At 62.3% G+C, this 21,108-nt stretch carries 14 protein-coding genes and 2 pseudogenes; 5 read left to right on the top strand and 11 right to left on the bottom strand.

Annotated features, from left to right (window positions below):
• From KH208_RS11845 to KH208_RS11820, 6 genes and pseudogenes are all read right to left on the bottom strand, one after another.
• Nucleotides 1-600: NAD(P)(+) transhydrogenase (Re/Si-specific) subunit beta (locus KH208_RS11845; RefSeq protein ID WP_291436536.1), on the bottom strand; the 600-nt coding region annotated here is incomplete at its 3' end.
• Nucleotides 601-736: 136 nt separating this feature from the next.
• Nucleotides 737-1,678: pseudogene (locus KH208_RS11840) on the bottom strand (NAD(P)(+) transhydrogenase (Re/Si-specific) subunit beta); the annotation flags it as partial.
• A gap of 126 nt (nt 1,679-1,804) precedes the next feature.
• Nucleotides 1,805-2,086 (bottom strand): proton-translocating transhydrogenase family protein, encoded by a 282-nt coding sequence (locus tag KH208_RS11835; RefSeq protein ID WP_291436535.1) that lies wholly within the window; start codon nt 2,084-2,086, stop codon nt 1,805-1,807.
• A gap of 84 nt (nt 2,087-2,170) precedes the next feature.
• Nucleotides 2,171-3,340, bottom strand: coding sequence for an NAD(P) transhydrogenase subunit alpha (locus KH208_RS11830; RefSeq protein ID WP_291436534.1), 1,170 nt, complete (start codon nt 3,338-3,340; stop codon nt 2,171-2,173).
• 290 nt (nt 3,341-3,630) lie between these two features.
• Nucleotides 3,631-5,007 carry an aminotransferase class III-fold pyridoxal phosphate-dependent enzyme gene (locus tag KH208_RS11825; RefSeq protein ID WP_291436532.1) on the bottom strand — a complete coding sequence of 459 codons (1,377 nt, stop codon included), beginning with the start codon at nt 5,005-5,007 and terminating at the stop codon, nt 3,631-3,633.
• Nucleotides 5,008-5,732: 725 nt separating this feature from the next.
• Complete coding sequence (locus KH208_RS11820) at nt 5,733-6,827, bottom strand: BMP family protein (RefSeq protein WP_291436530.1); 1,095 nt, start codon at nt 6,825-6,827, stop codon at nt 5,733-5,735.
• A gap of 256 nt (nt 6,828-7,083) precedes the next feature.
• On the opposite strand from KH208_RS11820, the gene hydG reads away from it, so the two are divergent.
• The 3 genes from hydG to KH208_RS11805 all read left to right on the top strand — a co-directional run bounded on the left by hydG (nt 7,084) and on the right by KH208_RS11805 (nt 14,067).
• Nucleotides 7,084-8,475, top strand: a complete 1,392-nt coding sequence (gene hydG / locus KH208_RS11815) for a [FeFe] hydrogenase H-cluster radical SAM maturase HydG (protein WP_291436528.1) — start codon at nt 7,084-7,086, stop codon at nt 8,473-8,475.
• Nucleotides 8,476-9,430: 955 nt separating this feature from the next.
• On the top strand, nt 9,431-12,436 hold the full coding sequence (locus KH208_RS11810) for a hypothetical protein (RefSeq protein WP_291436526.1): 3,006 nt from the start codon (nt 9,431-9,433) through the stop codon (nt 12,434-12,436).
• Nucleotides 12,437-12,867: 431 nt separating this feature from the next.
• A complete protein-coding gene (locus KH208_RS11805; RefSeq protein ID WP_291436523.1) occupies nt 12,868-14,067 on the top strand; it encodes an iron-containing alcohol dehydrogenase in 1,200 nt (399 codons plus the stop codon).
• A gap of 100 nt (nt 14,068-14,167) precedes the next feature.
• On the opposite strand, the gene yedF is transcribed toward KH208_RS11805, so the two are convergent.
• A complete protein-coding gene (yedF, locus tag KH208_RS11800) occupies nt 14,168-14,776 on the bottom strand; it encodes a sulfurtransferase-like selenium metabolism protein YedF (protein WP_291436521.1) in 609 nt (202 codons plus the stop codon).
• Nucleotides 14,777-14,884: 108 nt separating this feature from the next.
• On the opposite strand from yedF, the gene KH208_RS11795 reads away from it, so the two are divergent.
• Both KH208_RS11795 and KH208_RS11790 read left to right on the top strand, forming a co-directional pair.
• On the top strand, nt 14,885-16,561 hold the full coding sequence (locus KH208_RS11795; RefSeq protein ID WP_291436515.1) for a bacteriohemerythrin: 1,677 nt from the start codon (nt 14,885-14,887) through the stop codon (nt 16,559-16,561).
• A 258-nt stretch (nt 16,562-16,819) separates the two neighbouring features.
• Nucleotides 16,820-17,740: a radical SAM protein gene (locus KH208_RS11790; RefSeq protein ID WP_291436514.1), complete on the top strand. Its 921-nt coding sequence runs from the start codon at nt 16,820-16,822 to the stop codon at nt 17,738-17,740.
• A 123-nt stretch (nt 17,741-17,863) separates the two neighbouring features.
• Here KH208_RS11790 and KH208_RS11785 read toward each other — a convergent pair whose 3' ends face one another.
• The 4 genes and pseudogenes from KH208_RS11785 to KH208_RS11770 form a co-directional block, all read right to left on the bottom strand.
• Nucleotides 17,864-19,618: a GNAT family N-acyltransferase gene (locus KH208_RS11785; RefSeq protein WP_291436512.1), complete on the bottom strand. Its 1,755-nt coding sequence runs from the start codon at nt 19,616-19,618 to the stop codon at nt 17,864-17,866.
• Nucleotides 19,619-19,661: 43 nt separating this feature from the next.
• Nucleotides 19,662-20,051 (bottom strand): TraR/DksA C4-type zinc finger protein, encoded by a 390-nt coding sequence (locus KH208_RS11780; RefSeq protein ID WP_062251392.1) that lies wholly within the window; start codon nt 20,049-20,051, stop codon nt 19,662-19,664.
• 149 nt (nt 20,052-20,200) lie between these two features.
• A complete protein-coding gene (gene pdxT, locus KH208_RS11775) occupies nt 20,201-20,779 on the bottom strand; it encodes a pyridoxal 5'-phosphate synthase glutaminase subunit PdxT (RefSeq protein ID WP_291436509.1) in 579 nt (192 codons plus the stop codon).
• A gap of 1 nt (nt 20,780) precedes the next feature.
• Nucleotides 20,781-21,108 (bottom strand): annotated as a pseudogene (locus tag KH208_RS11770) (pyridoxal 5'-phosphate synthase lyase subunit PdxS); the annotation flags it as partial.

Here is a 21,108-nt window from a genome sequence, read left to right as displayed (position 1 = left end):
CAGGTGTTCGTAATCCACGTTGGCTTCGGCCAGGAGCACGTTCATGTGGCCGGGCATGCGGCCCGCCACGGGATGGATGGCGTAATTGACCGTGGCGCCGCGTTCTTCCAGCACGTCGGCCAGCTGCTTGACCTTGTGCTGGGCCTGGGCCAGGGCCATGCCGTAGCCGGGCACGATGATCACGTTCTTGGCCGTGGTCAGCAGGCGGGCGGCCTCGGCGGCGGTATCCGCGCCGCCCGTTTCGGCCGGAGCTGCGGCAGCGGGAGCCTGCCCGGCGGCGTAACCGGCCAGCGTGCCCACGGTCTTGGCCGCGTCGCCCAGCAGCATGTACACGCCGGACTTGGTGTAAAGCGGGTTGGGCACCCCGGCGTAGCCGGGCTTTTCGTCATAGTTGCAGATGATCACGGCCTTGGCCTTGTCCGCTTCCAGAATGGGCATGCCGTAAATGGGGGTGCCTTCGGCGGTGTTGGCCGCCGGGTTGACCACGTCGTTGGCGCCCACCACTACGACCAGGTCGGCATCGGCGAACATGGGATTGACCGTGTCCATTTCCAGCAGGTGTTCGTAATCCACGTTGGCTTCGGCCAGGAGCACGTTCATGTGGCCGGGCATGCGGCAGGTGTTCGTAATCCACGTTGGCTTCGGCCAGGAGCACGTTCATGTGGCCGGGCATGCGGCCCGCCACGGGATGGATGGCGTAATTGACCGTGGCGCCTCTGGCCTCCAGGGCGTCGGCCAGCTGTTTGACCTTGTGCTGGGCCTGGGCCAGGGCCATGCCGTAGCCGGGCACGATGATCACATTCTTGGCCGTGGTCAGCAGCTTGGCGATTTCAGCGTCCTTCTGAGCGGCGGCCTGGGCGGGCTGCGCGGCCTTGGGAGCCTGGGGCGCGGGCGCTTTGGCGGCGGCAGCCGCCGGAGCACCGGATTTTCCCGCCACCGAGGATTGACCCAGCAGGATGGGCATCAGCTTGCGGTTCATGGCCTTGCACATGACGCGGGTGAGCATCAGGCCGGCGGAACCCACAATGCCGCCCACGGCGATGAGCAGCGGGTCGGACACGGCGAAACCGGCGATGGCGCAGGAAATGCCGCCCATGGAGTTGAGCAGGGAAATGGTGATGGGCATGTCGGCGCCGCCCACACGGATGGTGAAGACGATGCCGAACAGCGCGCCGGTGGCGAACATCACGAAGATGAAAAATCCGGGCAGGAAAGTCGGTGCGATGTTGTAAATGCACAGGGCAATGAGCATGATGCCCAGCAGAATGTTGATGATGCGGCTGTGGTTGGAGAGCACGATGGGCCGTTGCGGCAGCAGCTGGTGCAATTTGCCCGCCGCCACAAAGGAACCCGCGATGGTCGTCATGCCCGAACAGAGCGCGAGGCAGGCGTCAATGCGGTGGAATGCGGAGGGCGTGCCCACATCCGTCAGCATGATGATGCCCACCAGAGCCGCCGCGCCGCCGCCGAAGCCGTGCAGGAAGGCCACCAGCTGGGGCATCTGGATCATCTTGACCTTGTTGGACAGGAACAGGCCGAAGGCCGTGCCCAGCGCTATCGCTATCCAAAGAGTCGGAGAGCCGAGCGAATTGTCCTTGTACATGGTGATGAGAATGGCGCAGGCCATGGCGGCGGCGGAGAGAATATTGCCGCGCACGGCCGTTTTGACGTTGCTCATCAGATTCAGGCCATACAGGATGGCAAGGGCGAGTATCGCAGCGATGACGTTGTATAGTAATGTGCTCATTTCGCAGACAACTCTCTATTTTTCAGGGGTCATTCGGGACGGCGCGAAAAGATTCCGCTAGCGCTTTTTCCCCGCGATCATCTTCAACATCTTGTGCGTGATGTCGAAGCCGCCAAAAACATTGGTGATGGCCAGGGCGATGCCGCAACCGCCCAGGAATGCGCCCAGGGTGGTGGTGGCAAGATGGGTGGCCGTCAGGGCGCCCAGAATGATGACCCCGTCGAGCGCATTCATGCTGGACATCAACGGCGTATGCAAAAGACTGGGGATGTGACTGAGCACTTTATAGCCGATGACCAGCGCGGCAACAAAGACCAGTAAGAGGATGAATGTGCTCAAGAGGACTGCCTCCGCAGGTTAGAAGTCTCACCGGAATGCGGGTGAGGGACACGCGGCCCAGGGCCGCGCGCCCCTCCGCAATGCCTACAGGCCGGCTTCTTTGGCGCCGGCGTGGACGATTTCCTTGTTGATCGTGGTCAGCGAGGAAGCCACGATGGGATCGTTGCGGTCCAGAACGATCTTGCCGTCCTTGGCCAGGAAGGCGAGCAGATTGTAGATGTTGTGGGCGAACATCCAGGTGGAGCTGGTGGGCATCATGCCGGGGATGTTCTTGATGCCGCTGATGGTCACGCCGTGGGCCACGATTTCCTCGCCGGCCTTGGTCAGGGCGCAGTTGCCGCCCTGGTCGATGGCCACGTCCACGATGACGGAACCGGGAGCCATGGATTTGACCATTTCCTCGGTGATCAGCACCGGAGCCAGCTTGCCGGGAATCAGCGCGGTGAGAATCACCATGTCGGCTTCTTTGATGACCGGCTTGATGGCCTCGATTTCCTTGGCCAGCCATTCGTCGGGCAGGCGCTGGGCATAGCCGCCCTCGCCGATGGCCACGTCAGCCGGCACGCCGGTGTCGAAGGCTTTGGCGCCCAGGGATTTGGCCTGTTCGCGCGCGTCGGGGCGGATGTCGATGGCGGTGACCACGGCGCCCAGGCGCTTGGCGGTGGCGACGGCCTGCAGACCGGCCACGCCCGTGCCGATGACCACGACGTTGGCGGGCTTGATCACGCCCACGGCGGTGCCGACCATGGGCATGAACTTGCTCATGTAGTTGGCGGCCATGAGCACGCTCTTATACCCGGCCACGGTGCTCATGGAGGTCAGGGCGTCCATGCTCTGGGCGCGGGAGATACGCGGAATGCCGTCGAGGGTCAGGCTGATGCAGCCGGTGTCGCGAAGTTTTTTCATGGGCTCGCGGTTCACCGGGGCGGCGGGGTGCAGGAAGGTGATCAGGTACTGCCCGTCGCGCAGCATGTCGCTTTCGTGCTTGTTCACTTCCTTGTTGAACAGGGGCTCCTTCACCTTGAGGATGACGTCGGCTTTGGCGAAGACTTCTTCCGCGCCGTCAACCATGGTCGCGCCGGCGGCCACATATTCGGCGTCGGAGAAGAACGAGCCGTCGCCGGCCGTTTTCTGCACGAGCACGGTGGCGCCTTCAGCGACCATTTTTTTCACGGTCTCGGGGGTGGAGGAAACGCGGCCCTCGCCGGGCATGATTTCTTTGGGAACACCGATGATCATACCTGAAAATTTCATGGATGCTACTCCTTAATACGTTGGAAGTGCTGATGGTATGGAGCTTCCCTACAGGCCGCCTCGGGCCAGGGCGGGGCACACTTCCGCCTGAACCTGTGGAGGCTGCCGCAAGACAACCGGGCGAATCGCCGGCTTGTTGCCGATGTTGCAAAACGGGGGACATGCCGGGCGGGGATGGTCTCCCGGGCATGTCCCCCGTTTCAGGACGGTTCCGCGCCTGGCGGCGGGGAACGGCCTTCTACGCTGCTCCGCGTCCCGTACGGGACGCGGCGGACATGCGATGATCCGTGTTAGGCCTTCACCACCTGAAAGGCATTGTCCAGAGCCTTCAGGATTTCGTCGATCTCGGCCGTGCCGGCGATCAGCGCCGGAGCCAGGCAGAGGGTGTTGTTCAGTTCGCGGAAGCAGCGGCTGGTCTTGCCGATGATCACGCCCTGCTTCATGCATTCGCCCACCACGGCTCCGGCCGTGGCTTCGGACACGGGCTCCTTGGTGGTGCGGCTCTTGACCAGTTCGAGCCCGCAGAACAGGCCCTTGCCGCGCACATCGCCGATGATTTCGTACTTCTTTTCCAGAGCCTTCAGGCCGTCCATGAGGTAGTCGCCCATCTTGACGACGTTTTCGAGAACCTTGTGCTCTTCCATGTAGTTGATATTGGCGTAACCGGCGGCGGGACCGGCGGTGCAGCCGCCGAAGGTGCTGATGTCGCGGAAGTAGCTGTCGCGGTCGGAGGGATCGGCCAGGAAGTCCTGGAAGACCTGTTCGGTGGTCACGGTGCAGGAAATGGGCGCGTAACCGGCGGCCACGCCCTTGGCCATGGTCACGATGTCGGGCTGGACGTTGAAGTGCTGGTAGCCGAACCATTTGCCGGTTCTGCCGAGGCCGCAGACCACTTCGTCGATGATCAGCAGCAGGCCGTACTTCTTGCAGATTTCGGTCAGGGTTTCGTAATAGCCTTCGGGCGGCACGATGACGCCGCCGCCGGCGGTGATGGGCTCGATGATCACGGCGCCCACGGTGTCCGGATCTTCCTTCTGCACCACGGCTTCAAGCTCGCGGGCGAATCTTTCGCCCAGGTTGGTGGTGCCGGCGGGGTAGGGCGAACGGTATTCGGAGCAGGCCGGGAATTCCACGAAGCCGGGGGTGAAGGGGCCGTACTGGTTCTTGCGTTCTTCCTGGCCGCAGGCGCTCAGCGTGGTGATGGTAGTGCCGTGGTAGTCGCGGTTGCGGTAGACGATCTTGTATTTCTTGCCGCCGTGCTTGAGCTGGGAAATCTGGCGGACAATCTTGAAGGCCTTTTCGTTGGCTTCGGAGCCGGAGTTGGAAAGATACACGCGGCTCATGCCGGGCATCTTCTCAATCAGTTTTTTGGAGAACTGGATGGTGGGGATGTTGCCGAAGCCGTTGGCAAAGTAGCAGAGCTGCATGAGCTGGTCGCTCACGGCCTTGACCAGGGTCTCGTTGCCGTAGCCGAGGTTGACCGTCCAGACGCCGCCGGAAACGGCATCCAGATATTCTTTGCCGTGGATGTCCTTGATCCGCATGCCCTTGCCTTCGACAAAAACGGTGGGATCGGATTTTTCAAAGACTTTGTGCTGGGTAAGGTGATGCCAGACGTATTTCTTGTCGTCGGCGATCAGTTCAGCGGCATTAAAGGACTGGGCCATGATTTCCTCCAAAGAAAAGGTTTCCGGGATGGTTGCCTTCCCCTCCGCGACGCGGCGAAGAAGGACGACGGTTAGCTCAACACCCCTGCGGCCATGCGGCCGGGGACGCCGCTTGCGGGAATATCCGCGCGGCTGTGCCGCCGGGGCCGAAACCGCTTGCGCCGGTCTTCGTGCTCCCGCGGCCGGGAAGAACCTTGAAGCCGGCGGACATGCGCCTCGCGCGGCATTCGGTGTTTTCGTTTTCTTTGGCAGGGGCCGGAACTCATGACGACCTTCCGGAATACTGCCGGAACTGGCAATGAGGGTCTGACGGCGGCCACTGGCATTTCTATATAAGCAATCCTTGTGCCAAATCGAACGTGAGCCGGATGCCGTGCAATAGCAGCGGGTTATTCCGCCGGGTCCGCGCGGCGCGCAAAGTTCTTCAGTCAAGAGTAAGTCGATTATGACTTGTATTCGTTCAACCTCCCGTTTTCATGTAAGTCTCTATCGACTTATAATGCACATATGACTTATGCCTGGAGGCGGCTTGGGGCGAATGCCTTTAAATGCCCCAGGAGACTGCTCCAGACGTTTTTTCCTCCGCCCGTGTGTCCCCATAGCGGCTTTAAAAGACTCCGGCCGTGAGACGGTCCGGCGCTGTGCGCCCCGTCTCACGCGGCGGGCAGCTTTTGGCGGGTCTGTGCCGGGCGCGTGTGGCTTTTTTCCCAAAACTCCGCCCCGTATCAGAGGCAGTCGCAGAGGGTCCGGGCCCGCAGGGATTTGAGGCGGATGGAACCGCTCAGCAGTTCCGCGCGCAATTCCTTGAGGCGGCGTTCCAGATCCGGCGGCGCGTTTTGGCCCGCCGCGTCCGTGAAGGGGCGGGTGTCCGCAATTCCCACGCCGTCGTTGCCCAAGTCGTAGGTGATGATTTTTTTGCCCTGAAAGTTGCCTTGGGACGCGGCGGCCACGATTTCATACACGGCCTTATCCGCCCGCTTCAGGATGGAGGTCAGCGCATGGCCGGGCAGAATCCGGGCCTGGTCCGTATCCAGGCCTACAATATATATGCCGCGCTGCCGCGCTTCCTCCAGCGCCCCTTCGTTGCCCGCACCGGCGGCCAGCGCCAGCACGTCCACGCCCTGGTCCAGCAGGCGGCGCGCCTGCCCGCGGGCGGCCCGGGCATCGGTGAAGGAACCGGCCACGGCGTTGATGACCCGGATTTCCGGGTCAATGAGCCGCGCGCCTTCGCTGAAGCCGTTGAACAGAGAACGCAACGCGGGCGTGTCCTCGCCGGAGAGCCAGCCCACGGCCTTGTCCCGGTTGATGCCGGGCAGGCCGGTCCGGCCGGTCAACATGGCCGCCGCCGCCCCCGCCAGATAGGCTGCCTGCTCGTCGGCAAAAGTGACGGACATGATGTTGGGCGCGCGCACGCCCGCGTCGATGCAGCCGAACATGGTATTGCGGAAGTTCGCGGCATTGTTGCGCAGAATTTCGTGCAGCCGGTCGGACGCCACCAGGACCAGATCCGATTCCCGCGCTGCCTGGCGAAAGGTTTCCTGCTGGTCGCCTTCCGGTGGAGCGACAAGCACCGTGGCCCGGAGGGGGAAATCACGCTCCGCCCTAGTCAGACCGGCGCGCAGCAGATCCGTCCAGGGCTGGCCGCCGTCGTGCTCCAGCAGCAGGGTCACGCGCAGGGGAGAAGCCGGGGACACGCTCTCGCCGGCTTGGGCGGATTGTGCGGGCGGGTCGGCCTGGGCCGTTTGGGCGGCGAAAACAAGGGCTGCAAGCAACAGCCCGAACAGGCGGGCAACGGCCCGGAGCTGGCAGGAACGCGGCATATTTTTTCTCCTCGGCGGCCGGAAATGGCGGGCACGGCGGTATCGTGCCGGACGCGTCGCGGCACATTCTTCGGCAACGGATGCAGTGTAGGACCGCGCGGCACGTCCGGCAAGCCTCCAGTTGGAGAGAGCATGGGCTGTGAAATAAATAACTAGTATTTTTTCCCGCCCCATGCTAGATATCTCCGCATGCGAGGAAGGCCGGCCACAAAGGCCGCGCCGTCTGTTTTCATTTCTGCCTGCAAGGATGGTCAGCATGCCCACGGATACGTTGCCCCTCTGGTTGGACACTCAAGCGATTGGAAAAGCCCTGAGCCGCGAAAGCGCGCCGGACAGCGCCGAGCTGCGGGATATCCTGGATAAATCGCTGGCTCTGGAGTCCTTGGGCATCCAGGAAGCCGTCGCCCTGATGCGGGTCAGCGACGCCGAGCATCTGGCGCTGCTGCTGGACACGGCGGATCAGGTCAAGCAAAAGGTCTACGGCGATCGCATCGTGCTTTCCGCGCCGCTGCATATTTCCAACTACTGCGGCAGCGAATGTCTTTACTGCGCCAACCGCCGCGGCAATACGGCCGTGGAGCGCAAGTACATGACTCCGCCGGAAATGCGCGAAGCCGGACGCAAGCTGATCCGCCAGGGACACAAGCGGGTTTTTCTGGTCAGCGGCCAGTTGCCCAATGCGGACGTGGAATATCTCGAAGAAGCCGTCAGCGTGCTGTACACCGTCTTTGACGGCGTGGGCGAGATCCGCCGGGTCAACATCAATGTGGGCCCGCTGAAGCCTGAGGAATATGCCCTCCTGCAGGCCGCGGACGTGGGCACGGTGCTGATTTATCAGGACACCTATCATGAGGCGAGTTACCACGCCGCGCACGTGAGCGGCCCCAAGAGCGACTATCTGGCCCGCCTGCATGCTCCGGACACGGCTTTTCAGGCCGGAGTGGGGGATGTCGGCCTGGGCCTGCTGCTGGGCCTGGGGCCCTGGCGGCACGATCTGCTGGCCCTCATGCTGCACGCCGCGCATCTCACGCGGGTCTATGACGCGGGCAGCCGCACCGTGAGCATGCACCGCCTGCGTCCCACGCCCGGCGGCCGGTTCAAGACGCCGTATCCGCTCAGCGATGGGGAATACCTGCGCTGCGTGGCCATCACCCGTCTGGCCGTGCCGTATACCGGCATCGTGCTGACCACCAGGGAACCCGCCGGACTCTGGCGTGACGGCTGCAACGCGGGCTGTTCGCAACTGCTCACCGGCAGCGTGGCCAATCCGTATGAAAGCTGGACTGAAGCGCCGGGCGAAAAAACGCCCTTTCCCATCGGCGAGGATTGCCATGTGGACGAGGTTGTGCGTTTTCTGCTGGAAGAGGCCCGGCATCTGCCGTCCTTCTGCACGGCCTGTCCTCGCCTGGGCCGCAGCGGCCATGAATTCCTCTCCATGGTGCAGGAATGCGGCATGAAGAGCCAGTGCGGGCCCAATTCCATGGCCTCGTTCATGGAATTCCTGCTCAACTACGCCACGCCCTACACCCGCCAGATGGGGGAAAAGCTGATTTCCGAAAAGCTGGACGGCCTGCCGGAACATGAGCGCGGCGCCGCGGAACGCTTGTTGCAAAAGGTCAGGTCCGGGCGCATGGACGAGTTTATTTAGAGCAATTTCAAAGTGAAATTGCTCTAACGCCGCACACGGTGCGGCGCGCCGCGAAGACCGACCCGACGGGCGGCCCGTAGGGCCGTGCCTGTAGCCCAAAGGGCGTACAGGCATCGAGAGCGCGGTGTGGATTCCGGCAAAGCGACCGAAGGCAGCCCGGGGGGCTGTCCCCCGTTGGCGACAACGGAGCCATACGGGGATCGACAGCAGCGATAACCGCGTTTTTTACCGGAATGACACCTTTGAAACGGGTAGCGCTTCAAACGTAATCTGCTCTGGAGCAGTTCACGAGGGAGCTTCAGCCGTAGGCGCGGCAATGGTCGGCGCCCTCGGCAACGGCAAAAAACGTATTGCTCACGCTTCCCTGGAGCTTTTCACACAGCTTTCGACAGCCGCCGCCGCTGCCTCCACGGAAAATCCGTCCGGAGCCGCGGCGGCGGCGACGTTCGGAGAAACGGCGATATCCGGATTTCCGGGCGAGGACGCCGGGGGATTTGACGCCGGACCGCGCGCGGGGTAACTCCCAGAAAAAATGACCCGCGCGGGGTAGGCCTTTCATGGCCGAGAGATTTTGAGCGGTGCCGCGGCAACAGCGGAGTGCCGCTTCCGCGCCTCCGGCCGGGGCGGGTCCGCCGCGTGTCGGCGTTGCGGATGTGGGTTCACAGCATTGACCCGGAGCGGTTCACGCATGAAAGGCGTCAACCGTTCTGCAAGGATTTGTCTGCAAATCCTTGCCGCGAAATGCGAGGGGGCGGGCTTTGCCCGCCGTAAACGAGCATTTCACGTGGTAAATGCTCTTTAGTGGGATGTCCGCCTCACCTGTCGGTCCGGCGTGAAGACCGCACAGCAAAAAACGTGGTTTTTGCTGTGCTTACGCCGCCTGCGGCGGCGCACAACCCCTGCGGATTTGCGACATGTGTCGCTTGGCGCGACACTAGCCTGAAGGGAGCGAAGCGTGGCGGAACGATGGAGCGAGATATATTTCGACAAGCAGGACAGGGACATCCTGGCCCTGGTCAACCGTATTCTGGAGTCCCATTGCGGGCCTTCCGAAGATTGCCTGTTTGATCCCAACCTGCACCCGCACGGCATCAAGGAAATGGTCGCCACGCCGGTGTCGCGCATGGCCTACGCGGTCATCAACCTGCTGCGCAATCTGGAGGCCGGCGGCACCCAGGCCAGGGACCGTCTGCTGGCCCTGCAGACCCTCTACGACGAGGTGCTCAACAGCGCTCATTCGGCCCTGCGACGCAATACGGCCCGCGTGCTCATGCAGATCATGAAAAGCATGGTGCGCGCTCACGGCCAGCGGCTGGCCCAGCTCAAGCTGGCGCATGATTTCCGCCGCGTGGTTCAGGGCACGCCCCGTGTGGTGCGGCGCATGCTGGCCCGCTACCATCTGCCGGAAATGCCCGAAACCTGGAACCAGCTTGCTTTTGACGACCATGTTTACGACGCCAACACCAAGGGCCGCAAAACGCCTACCCACCTGATCATGGACGCCTGGATCAAGGGCCTGCGGACTCTCACCGTGGCCTACGAATACTGGGTGGACCCGGAGGCGGCCAGGGAAATTCTGCACGCGGCGGAAATCACCGGCATTGCCGTGCGTATCGGCCTGGAATTCCAGGTGCCGTTTTACGACCGTTTCGCCAGCCTGTTCTGGATTCCGCGCGGTTTCAGTTCCAATGAGGATTTCCTGGAATTTCTGCACAGTCCCAAGGTGGCCGCCATGATGGCGCAGGGGCGGGAAGTGCTGCGCTGGCGGCGGGAGCGCGTGCTGCGGGTGCTGGCCGCCTGGAACGAACTCCAGCGCCCGCAGCTGGCCGAGACCTGGGGCGTGCCCGTGCCGGAACTCACGGTGGAGGCCTTTCTGCGCTTTGTGGGCCGGGGCCAGCCCTCCGCCCTGCATCTGGCCGAATGCCTGCACCGGCATGTGCTGCCCTCGGCCAAGGAGCGCGCCGCCATACTGGCCGGGCAGGAGGACGAAGCCGCCCGCGCCGAACTGGAGGCTCTGGAAAATCTGGGCCCGGACGCCATTACCGACAACTGGCTCTCGCCCGCCAAGCATCCGGAACTGCCGGATCTGAACCGGCCCGCGCCGCCGGAGGAGATGCCCGCGCTGCTGCGCCTTTCGCCCTATGAGCTGACGCGCGAACTCCAGGATATCAATCCCGGCTACCGCCTGGTGCTCGGCACCGCCGGGCTGAATGTGGAGGACGTGGCCGAACTGCTCTGGGATTGCCGGGGTGCCGTCACCCATCTGGAAATCTTCAATATGAAGGGCTGGATGGAAGGCAAGATGACCGACATCGGGGCCATCGGCGAATTGCAGCGGGCTCTTAATCTGGGCCTGGGGCCGCGCGTCAAGCAGATGGTGCGCCAGATGATCCGGCATACGGAGCAGCGGGGCGACGACGCCCGCGCCGCGAAACTCCGGGACATTCTGCGCAATGTGCCCAAATTGTGGGAACACTACCGCCATAATCCGCTCAAGTCGCGCCTGGGCACCAGCTCGGCCAGCCGCCGCTCCTTCGGCATGGGGCTGGTGCTCAAGGAAACCCTGCCACGGCGCTCGCTGGCCGAACTGAAGCGCAAACAGCGGCATACGCGGCCCATCCCCATCTGTTCGCCGGTGGAGGAGCGCCTGACCTTCCGCGCGCCGGAGAACCCCACGTTCTGGCAGCGCCTGGGCGCGCGCCTGCGCCGTTTGCCGGGCTGCCGCCACCTGGGCATGGAGCGGCGGCGCGAGTGGAAGACCGCCAGCGAGGACTGCCGGGTCTGCGCCGACGGCAATGTGGCCAATCTGGGCGGTCTGAACCTGGTCTCGGGCAACAATCTGCTGGGCAAGAACGGGGCCTGCGGCGAGGTCCGGCCCGGATTCGCCTATCTGAACAGCGCGGTCAGCAACTGGCTCAAGGTGCTGCTGGGTTTCATTCCGGCGTTTTTTTCCTTTCTCTATACCCAGGACTGGTGGTTTCTGGCCTGGTTCGGCACCTTTATCTGGTTCGGCATCACCGGCGTGCGCAATGTGGTCCAGATGGTCCTGGCGGCCAAGGGGGCTACGCGCGACACGCTCATCCACTGGAAGGAGCAGGTCAGCATCAGCCGTTTGTGCGATTCGCTGATGTACACCGGCATTTCCGTGCTGCTGCTGGAAGTGATGGTGCGCGTCTGGCTGCTGGAGGACGGCCTGGGCGTGACCGTGGACGGCAATCCCACCCTGGTCTTCACAGTGCTGAACATCGTCAACGGCTTTTATATCTTCGCCCACAACGTCTATCGCGGCTTCCCCAAGGAGGCGGCCATCGGCAATCTGTTCCGCAGCGCTCTGGCCATTCCGGTGTCCTCGCTTTACGACTTTCTGATGTATGAAGGCATGCTGGGCATCGGGGTGGAAAATCCCGAACTCTACCTGGTGCCCAGCGCGGCCGTGATTTCCAAGATGGCCTCGGATACGGTGGCGGCTCTGATCGAAGGCTATGCCGACAGTCAGGTCAACCTGCGCATGCGCCGCTGGGACTACAAGAGCAAGGTGAGCAACGTCTTTGCCTGTTATACCCGGCTGGAGCTGCTTTTCCCCCAGGAAGAGGCCCTGATCAAACTGGCCCGGCCCGGCGGCCTTGAAGGGCGCGGCGGAGCCAGGGGACGGGAACTGGAGCGGGCCTTCATCATCAATGCCCTGGATCTCATGTATTTCTGGTTTTACCAGCCGCGCGCGCAGGACGCCTTTCGCCTGATGGTGCGCAATATGCCGGAAGCCGACCGCAATGTGCTGGCCCGCGCCCAACTGGTGCTTACCCGTGAGCGCGAGATCAGCCAGATGCTGGTGGACGGCCTGCTGGGACGTAATTTTTCGCGGCCCCTGGCCTTCTTTCTGGACAAGCGCAAGCAGTATCTGCGCAGTCTGACCAGACTCTGCCGTCCGGGCAGGATGCGCGAGCCCGGCTGCTTCCACTAGAACAGCTTACCTTTGAGAATTGACATTCTCAAAGCCGGCGCTGCCTGAAGCCAAGGCGGGGCCACTGTTTTCGCAGCCGCCGGAGCAAAGTAACTTTGAAAAGTTACTTTGCTCTTACATCCCGCCTGAATCGCGCGGCTTTTCAACGGCACATGGTCATTCTTCGGCCGGAGACCGGGACGCTTTGTCCCGGTCTCCGGCTTTTACGTGAAAAAAATTTCTTTCTCCCTGTTGCGCCAACACGTCAGCTTTGTTGAAACAATTTATTGTTTGTTTGAACATTCCATGCTTGTACCAAAAAGAACACGACTTTTTCGCAGGAGACGCCTTGCCACGCTGTTTTGCATGAGGTATTCTTCTTACAAGATATCTTTCTTATTATTACAGGTTTTCCCCGTGTGGGAGAGCCGCGCAACATCAAGGAGTCGTAGATGAGCACCGATGTCAAAAGCATGCACATGGGGCAGATTACCTCCTTCTTCATCCCTAACGTCACCCTGGTGGGCGAGGGCTGTTCCAAGGAAATTCCCGCGCGCCTGAAAAGCATCGGCGGTACCAAACCGCTGATCGTCACAGACCAGGGCATTGTCAAAGCCGGTATTCTGAAGCAGATCACGGATATTCTTGATAATGCGAAGATGCCCTACGCCGTTTTCGACCAGACCGTGCCGAATCCGCAGGATAAAAATGTGGATGCGGCCTTTGAAGTCTATAAAAAGGAAAAGTGCGACAGCCTGATCACCCTGGGCGGCGGCAGCTCGCACGACTGCGGCAAGGGCGTGGGCTTCCTGGCCGGCAACGGCGGCAGGATTCATGACTATGAAGGCGTGGACAAATCCACCAAACCCTTCCCCCCCTATGTGGCCGTGAATACCACCGCCGGCACGGCTTCGGAAATGACGCGTTTCTGCATCATTACCGATACCTCCCGCAAGGTGAAAATGTGCATTGTCGACTGGCGCTGCACCCCCAGCGTCGCCATTGACGACCCGCTGCTGATGATGGGCATGCCCCCGGCCCTGACCGCCTCCACCGGCATGGACGCGCTGACCCACGCCGTGGAAGCCTACGTGTCCACCGCCGCCACGCCCATGACCGACGCCTGCGCGGAAAAAGCCATTGAATACATCAATCGCTATCTGCGCCGCGCCGTGGCCAACGGCAGAGACAAGGAAGCCCGCGAAGGCATGTGCTATGCCCAGTATCTGGCCGGTATGGCCTTCAACAACGCCAGCCTCGGCCATGTGCATGCCATGGCCCACCAGCTGGGCGGTTTCTACGACCTGCCGCACGGCGAATGCAACGCCATCCTGCTGCCCCATGTCTGTCAGTACAACCTGATCTCCAGCCGCCGCCGTTTCGCGCGTGTGGCGCGCCTGCTGGGCGAGCGCACCGACGGCCTCAGCTCCACGGACGCTTCGCAGAAAGCCATCACCGCCATCAACATCCTGTCCAAGGACGTGGGCATTCCCGAAGGCCTCGTGGCTTTGGGCAAGAAATACGGCAAGGACGTGCGTGAGGAAGATATCCCGATCATGACCGGCAACGCGCAGAAGGACGCCTGCACCCTGACCAACCCGCGCATTATGACTGACGCGGCTGTGGCCGCCATTTACAAGGCCGCCCTGTAAGATTTCCGGCGGCAACGCCTGAACCTGAAAAAGAAAACGGCATAGCTCACAAGGCTATGCCGTTTTTTCGCATCCGCGCCCCGCGCCGCAGCAGGGGCGTTCAGGGGCGAATGATCTTGTCCGCCAAGTCCAGACTGGTGACGATATCCAGCATATTGGAGGTTTCGCCCACGGCCTTGGCCTCCAGCAGGCCGTAGTGGGCCAGACAGGTGCCGCAGACCAGCACCGAAACGCCGTTTTGGGCCAGATTTTGCAAAGCCTCCAGGGCCGGGCCCGGCCGAGCCGCCAGTTTTACGCCGCCGTTGAGCAGGACCAGACGCCAGAGGCGCGATCCCAGTTCCGGCAGGGTGGCGAGAAAATTGGTCATCAATTTTTCCCCTAGTTCCTCGTCGCCCCGGCCCAGGCTTTCCGTGGTGATCAGCACCAGGGTTCCGGCCTCGCGCCCCGGGGCGGGAGCCGCCTCCGGCATTACGGGATGCGTGCCCACAGCGGTCGCGTCTTTGGCGCGGGCCGTGAGCCGCCAGAGGTAGGCGCTTTCTTTTGTCCGGTCCACGGCATAACCCCGGCCACGCAGAAAACGTTCCACGTTTTCCGCGGCCGGTTCGTTGTCCACCAGAACTGCCAGTTCCGCTGTCCCGGCAGCCACAAGCTCCCGGCTGCGGATGACCGGCTGCGGGCAGGCCATGCCCCGGCAATCCAGCAACTTCATAGTACGCTCCTTGTTGTTGAGAATAATTGCTATTTAAAGCAAATAAGGCTAAGCCTATTTTCAAAGCAGCCGATAAGCAAGGTAAACTTGGCGAGGATGGTGGGGCGTATGGGGATTCTGCTGCAAGCCGTGATTCTTCTGTTGGCGGGGGGGCTGGCCGTTGCGCGGCCGGAAGGCGCGTTGTTCTGGATATTGCTGGCGGCTCTGGGCGCATGCGCCGCGGCGGACCTGGGGCTCTGGCTGGCGGCCGGGCGAAAACAGACCGCTTTGTCCGCGTTTGCCGACAGCCTGCGCGACGCGGGAAGCCCGGCGCCGCACGGCAACGGGCTGGAACGCGCGCGCCGGACCCTGGCGACAATGAGCGAGGCCCGGCGCAAGGAGCGGGAAGCCGCGGCAAGCGAGGCCCGGACCCTGCGCGAGACAGCGGAGGCCCTGCGGGCCGAGCTGGATGCCGCGCGCGGGCATGAGCGCGAACTGGCCGACAAGCTGGCCCAGAGCGCTCCCGTGCTGGACAAGGCCCACAGCGTCTGCGCGAAGTTGTCCACGGACGCGGGGCACCTTTCGCAACTGGTTTCCGAGGTGGACAAGGGCGTGGAAGTGCAACGCGTGCGTTTGGGCGAAACCGGCGGTGCCATGGAACGCGTGGCCGAAGCCGCGCGGGAATCTTCCAGCCGTGTGCGCGAAGTCTCCGACAATGCCGAGACCTCGCGCGGCCAGGCCGTCACCGGTGAAAAGGAAGTGCAGGGCGCCGTGGATGCCATTGAAACGGTCAAGAGCACCATTCTGCATCTCAAGGAGGCCATGGCCGGACTGGGCGAAAAGGCCCGCGACATCGGTCAGGTCATGAACGTCATCAACGAAGTGGCTGATCAGACCAATCTGCTGGCGCTCAACGCGGCCATTGAAGCTGCGCGCGCGGGCGAGGCCGGGCGCGGCTTTGCCGTGGTGGCCGACGAGGTGCGCAAACTGGCCGAAAAGACCATGGGCGCCACCAAGGAAGTGGAAGAGGCCGTCCACGCCATTCAGGAAGAAACCCGGCTCAATGTGGAAACCGTGGACGAAGCCGCCCGGCTGACCGTGGAGAGCGCGGCGCGGGCCTCCCGCGCCGGGGATTTCATGCGCGGGATCGTGGGCGGCATGGAAGAAACCGCCGGACATCTGAAAATCATCGCCCAGGGCGCGGCCGAACAGTCCGAAAGCAGCACTCAGACCAATGAGGCCCTGGAAGAGATCCGCCACGTGGCCGAGCGTACGGCGGCCAACATGGAAACATTCACGGCGGCCCTGCTTTCCTTCAAGAGCGGCATGGAAGAGCTGGATATGATCGTCAACGCTCTGGTGACGGGTGATTATGCCCAGGCCGCGGCCTCGGACAAATTCGTGCAGTGGACGCCCAAGTTGGAGCTGCGCGTACCGGCCATCGACCGCCAGCACCGTCGCCTCTGCGACTATATCAATGATTTGTACCGGGCCATGAAAAACAACCGCACCGGTGTGGAGCTTCAGGCTGTTGTGAAGAAATTGCGTGACTACACGGCTTCGCATTTCAGCGACGAGGAAAAGATTTTCGTGCCTTCGCAGTACCCGGGTACCAAGGAACACAAGGCCATCCACCGGAAGTTCGTGGCAAAGCTGGATGAGTTCGAGGCCCGGCTCAAGAACGGCACCGCCACGGTGAGCATGGATCTGCTGAGCTTCCTCAAGGACTGGCTCATCAACCATATCGCGGGCACGGATCCCACCTATCTGCCCTATATTCAGGATATGGTCGAAAAGGACAGGTAGGCGGCCGCCCCTCTCGGAATCTTTCAGTAACGCCCAAGCGCCCGGATATGGATTCGGGCGCTTGGGCGTTTTATCAGAAGCGGTTGATAATGAACCCGCTTCTTGTAAGAAAAGGGACTGGTTGCCGGTAGCCGGGTCTGAAACATATCGGAAATTGTCACAGACGGGCAGAGCTGAATACTGCCGGTCAAATGAAAAAGTCGGGTTTAAAGCACTGTCACGTTATTTGGCGGAATATTCATCAGCTGGGGATACGCAATGCATTTTGTTGCTGCCAAGGGGATTCTGTCGGCAAAAAACGGGATGAATCTGTATCGTGGTTGCTCTCATGGCTGCATATACTGCGACTCAAGGAGCAAATGCTACCATCTGGAACATGATTTTGCAGATATTGAAGTCAAGTCAAATGCCCTTGAATTATTAGAAAATTCTCTTAAACGGAAACGTTCAAAATGCATGCTGGCTACCGGCTCCATGACAGACCCCTATATTCCGCTTGAAAATGAACTCGGAAATGTCAGAGAAGCCTTGTCATTGGCCTATCAATATGGTTTCGGATTCACACTGATAACAAAATCAAATCGCGTTTTGAGAGACTTAGACCTGCTGACAGGTATAAATGAAAGAACAAAATGCGTTGTTCAGATGACCTTAACTACCTATGATGAGGGCTTGTGCAAAAAACTTGAACCAAACGTCAGTACGACGCGAGAACGCTTTGAAGTGCTAAAGCGGCTACGCAATGCTGGTATCCCGACGGTTGTATGGCTTTGTCCTGTTCTTCCCTTCATCAACGACACTGAAGAAAATATAACAGGTATTTTAGAGTATTGTATCGAGGCAAAGGTTTACGGCATTATTTGCTTTGGTATGGGGATGACGCTCCGTGAGGGAAGCCGGGAATATTTTTACAGTCAATTGGACCGGCTGTTTCCGTGTATGAAAGAAAAATATATACAGGAGTACGGCACGCGATATGTACTTGCCAGCCCCGATAATAAAATTCTGATGCAATTGTTTCATCAGGTTTGCGAAAAAAACGGCATTGTGCATGATAACAAGAAGATATTTGAATATCTGAATGCGTTTGAGGAAAAACAAGGCAATGCGCAACTAAGCCTGTACAGTATGCTGAACGCAGCTTCCCCGGGTACGGCCTTGCCCATCGGAGGGAAATAAAAACGTCCTGCACGGGCGGCTCTCCCAATCCGGGCGCAGGCAGGCTCGCATTTTCGGCAAGGCGATTTTTTCGCGCGGCCCGGCAGACCGCCGGGGCATGGCGGTCTGCCGGAGAATCGCCGCTTATGCGTACCACATGCGGTCGCGCAGGCGTTGCAGGCCTTCATCGCCCATGTAGCGGCGCAGCAGTTTGTCCGGGGCGTTGAGCAGATCCACCACCAACAGGGCGTCCAGAGTGCCGAAGCGCCGGTCTTCATGAAAGGCCGCGATGCGCCCGCCGAGTTGAAGATAGTGTTTGAAGAGAATGGGCAGGGCGCGTCCGCCCTCCATCTGGCGCACCAGGTTGTTCACCGCGGCGTAGTCCAGGCAGCGCGCGAAGGGCAGCTCTTCACGCAGGGCGCGGGGCCGCCGTCCCTCCACCAGATCCGCCAGTGGGGCGTGCCAGTGGCGCAGGCGCAGATGCCGCCAGAGCAGGTCCACGGATTGGGGCCGGTAGTTGAGGCCTATGCTGGACGGCCCGAAGAGCGTCCGCACGCCGTAGCGCAGGACCAGCTGTCCGATGCCTTTCCAGAGCAGAAGCAGGGGCGCGTAGTCGCGCTGATATTCATTGCTCACAAAGGCTCGGCCCAATTCCAGGGCAGTGCCGCACTGGCGGAAAAATTCCGCTTTGAAGCGGAAAAGCGAGGCCGTGTAGAGCGTGTCTTGCGTGCAGGTCCGCGCCTGCTCCGGCCGCACCAGGCGCGTGCGGTAAGCTCCGGCCAGAGCCTGCCTCTTCTCGTCCACCAGCAGAAGATGCTCGTATTGAGCATCGTAGCGGTCCTGATCCCGCTCCCGGCCGCAGCCTTCGCCCAGAGCGCGGAAGGCTTCCTCGCGCCGCCGGGTCAGAACGTCCAGGAGCGGCGGCGATTCGTGTCCCTGCAAAAGATATACGCCGTAGCGCCCGTCGTCCGCCAGTCGGCGGTTGGAGGGCAGGGCGGCCAATGCGGCCATGAACGTCGCCGGGCCCTGGGCCGGAGCCAGGGGCCTGCATCGGGCGGCCCGCGCCGGACGGCCCGCATCCGCGAGAGCTGCCTGGCAAAGACGCAGGCATTGACTGCGCCGGGCGTTGTCCAGACCGGCCAGACCGGAGGCGCTGATCGGCAGGCCCACACGCATACCGGCCCGGCTGCGGCGCTGACCGCAAAGCACGCGGGGCAGCAGCGCGCCGGCCAGCGCATCGTTGCAGTGGGCCGTCGCCAGGAACAGCGGGCTGACGCGGACCTTGAAGCTCAGCGGCAAAAGACGCAAGCCGTCCGGCGCGTGTGACCCGGCGCAACGGCTCAGGCGTCCCAGCAGCGGCAGCCAGGGCTCTTCAGTCAGCCCGCGTCCCGGCCGCCAGCGGGCCACCCGTCCCGCCGGAAACAGGCCCAGGGCTCCACCCCGGCGCAGATGCAGCACGGCTTGGCGCAGCACGGTCGCGTTCCGGTTTTTGTCTCGGCCGGTGAGGTCCAGGGGCAGAAGCATGGGCGCAAGTTGGGGCAAAGCCAACAGGGCGTCGTTGGCGAGAATTTTCAGGTCGGGCCGGACGTCGCCGCACAGGGCGGCCATTATCAGGCCTTCCAGTGCGCCCGAAGGGTGGTTGGCGTAAAGCAGCAGCGGCCCGTGCGGCGGGATGCGCGCCAAATGCTCCGGCGGGCAGTCCACGCGTGTTTCCAGGACTTCCAGGCAGGCTGCGGCGTAGGCCGTGGACGTTGGACGACAGGGGACGCGGCGAGCTATTTTTTTCAGGCGGGTCAGGCCCGAGGCCCGCCGCCCCAGGCCGTCGGCCAGGCGTTTCAGAATCTTGTCCAGAGGGTTGCGCCACCCCGGCAGGGGCAGCGCGGCGGCATTGCTTGTCATACTATTCTCCCGCGAATGAAAAGAAAAAGGCCCGGCGGGGATGTCAGTAATTCCCTGCGAGGCCGTGCATGGAGCTGGTTTCAGCCACAAGCCCCGTTGCCGGACCGCCTTCCCCGTCCTCCAGCATCTGCTGGCATTCGCGGCAGCGCGTGGCGCCGGGAGCGGCCAGCAGGCGAACCAGGGGGATTTCCTCCCCGCAGTCCTCGCAGAGCGGGCGACCGCCGTGGCGCAGAAAGTCCAGCAGGCTTTGCAGGCCGCGAATGCGCTCCGCGCTGTGGGCTGCCCGGCTTTGGGCCAGATGCGCCGTGGCCAGAAGCCCGGCTGCGTCCAGTTCGTCGGCGCAATACTGGACCTGAAAGGCTTCGCGCAGATGCGCCAGGCGCTGCTGTTCCTCGGCCAGTTTTGTTTGGACATCTTTGAGGGTGTGCTCCATGATCCGCCTCCGTCGCGCATGTGGTTTATGGATGATCCACATCTATCCGGGCTGTTTGGCGGAACGGTGACGGTCAGGTGAATTCGCGCGGACATGAAAAAGCCCCCGCGCCATCGGCACGGGGGCTTTTCAGTTCAGGGAAAGGCGGTTCAGTTTCCGCACATTTCAAGGAAATAGCGGTGCAACCGCGTATCGGGAGTCAGCTCGGGATGGAAGGAGGTAGCCAGCACATTGTCCTGGCGCACGGCCACGGCCTGGCCGTTGACCTGGGCCAGCACACGCGCCCGCGGGCCCACGCCGGTCAGCACGGGGGCGCGGATGAACACCGCCGGAATGGGCGGTTGCCCCAGCTCCGGAATGTCCAGCTCGGTTTCAAAGCTGTCCACCTGGCGGCCGAAGGCGTTGCGGCGCACAACGGCGTCAAGCACGCCCAGGCGGGGCTGGTCGGAGTTTTCGATCTCGCGGCAGAGCAGGATCAGACCCGCGCAGCTGCCGTAGACCGGCATGCCCTTTTCAATGCGCTGCCGCAAGGGGTCGAGCATGCCCCATTCCACCAGCAGCTTGCCCATGGTGGTGCTCTCGCCGCCGGGGATGATCATGGCGTCGATGCCGTCCATGTCCTTGAGCTGGCGCACTTCGCGCGTCTCGGCTCCCAGGCGGGCCACCGAGGCCGCATGCTCGCGGAAGGCCCCTTGCAGAGCCAGAACGCCCACGCAGGGTTTGCCCATCTTACCAGCCCCGTTCCTGCATGCGCTCTGCATCCGGAATGGAGGAAATCTCGATGCCCACCATGGGTTCGCCCAGGTCGCGGGAGATTTCGGCCAGCACGGCGTAATCCTTGTAGTTGGTCACGGCCTGCACGATGGCCTTGGCGCGCTTGGCCGGGTCGCCGGACTTGAAGATGCCCGAGCCCACGAACACGCCGTCGCAGCCCAGATGCATCATCAGGGCCGCGTCGGCCGGGGTGGCGATGCCGCCGGCCGCGAAGTTGACCACGGGCAGGCGGCCTTCCTTGCGCACGATCAGGCAGATTTCCAGGGGCGCGCCGCATTCCTTG

This window comes from Desulfovibrio sp., assembly GCF_018379785.1.
Lineage (GTDB): Bacteria > Desulfobacterota > Desulfovibrionia > Desulfovibrionales > Desulfovibrionaceae > Desulfovibrio.
Note: the sequence above shows the minus strand (reverse complement) of the source record. Positions and strands in the feature narration are given on the sequence as shown.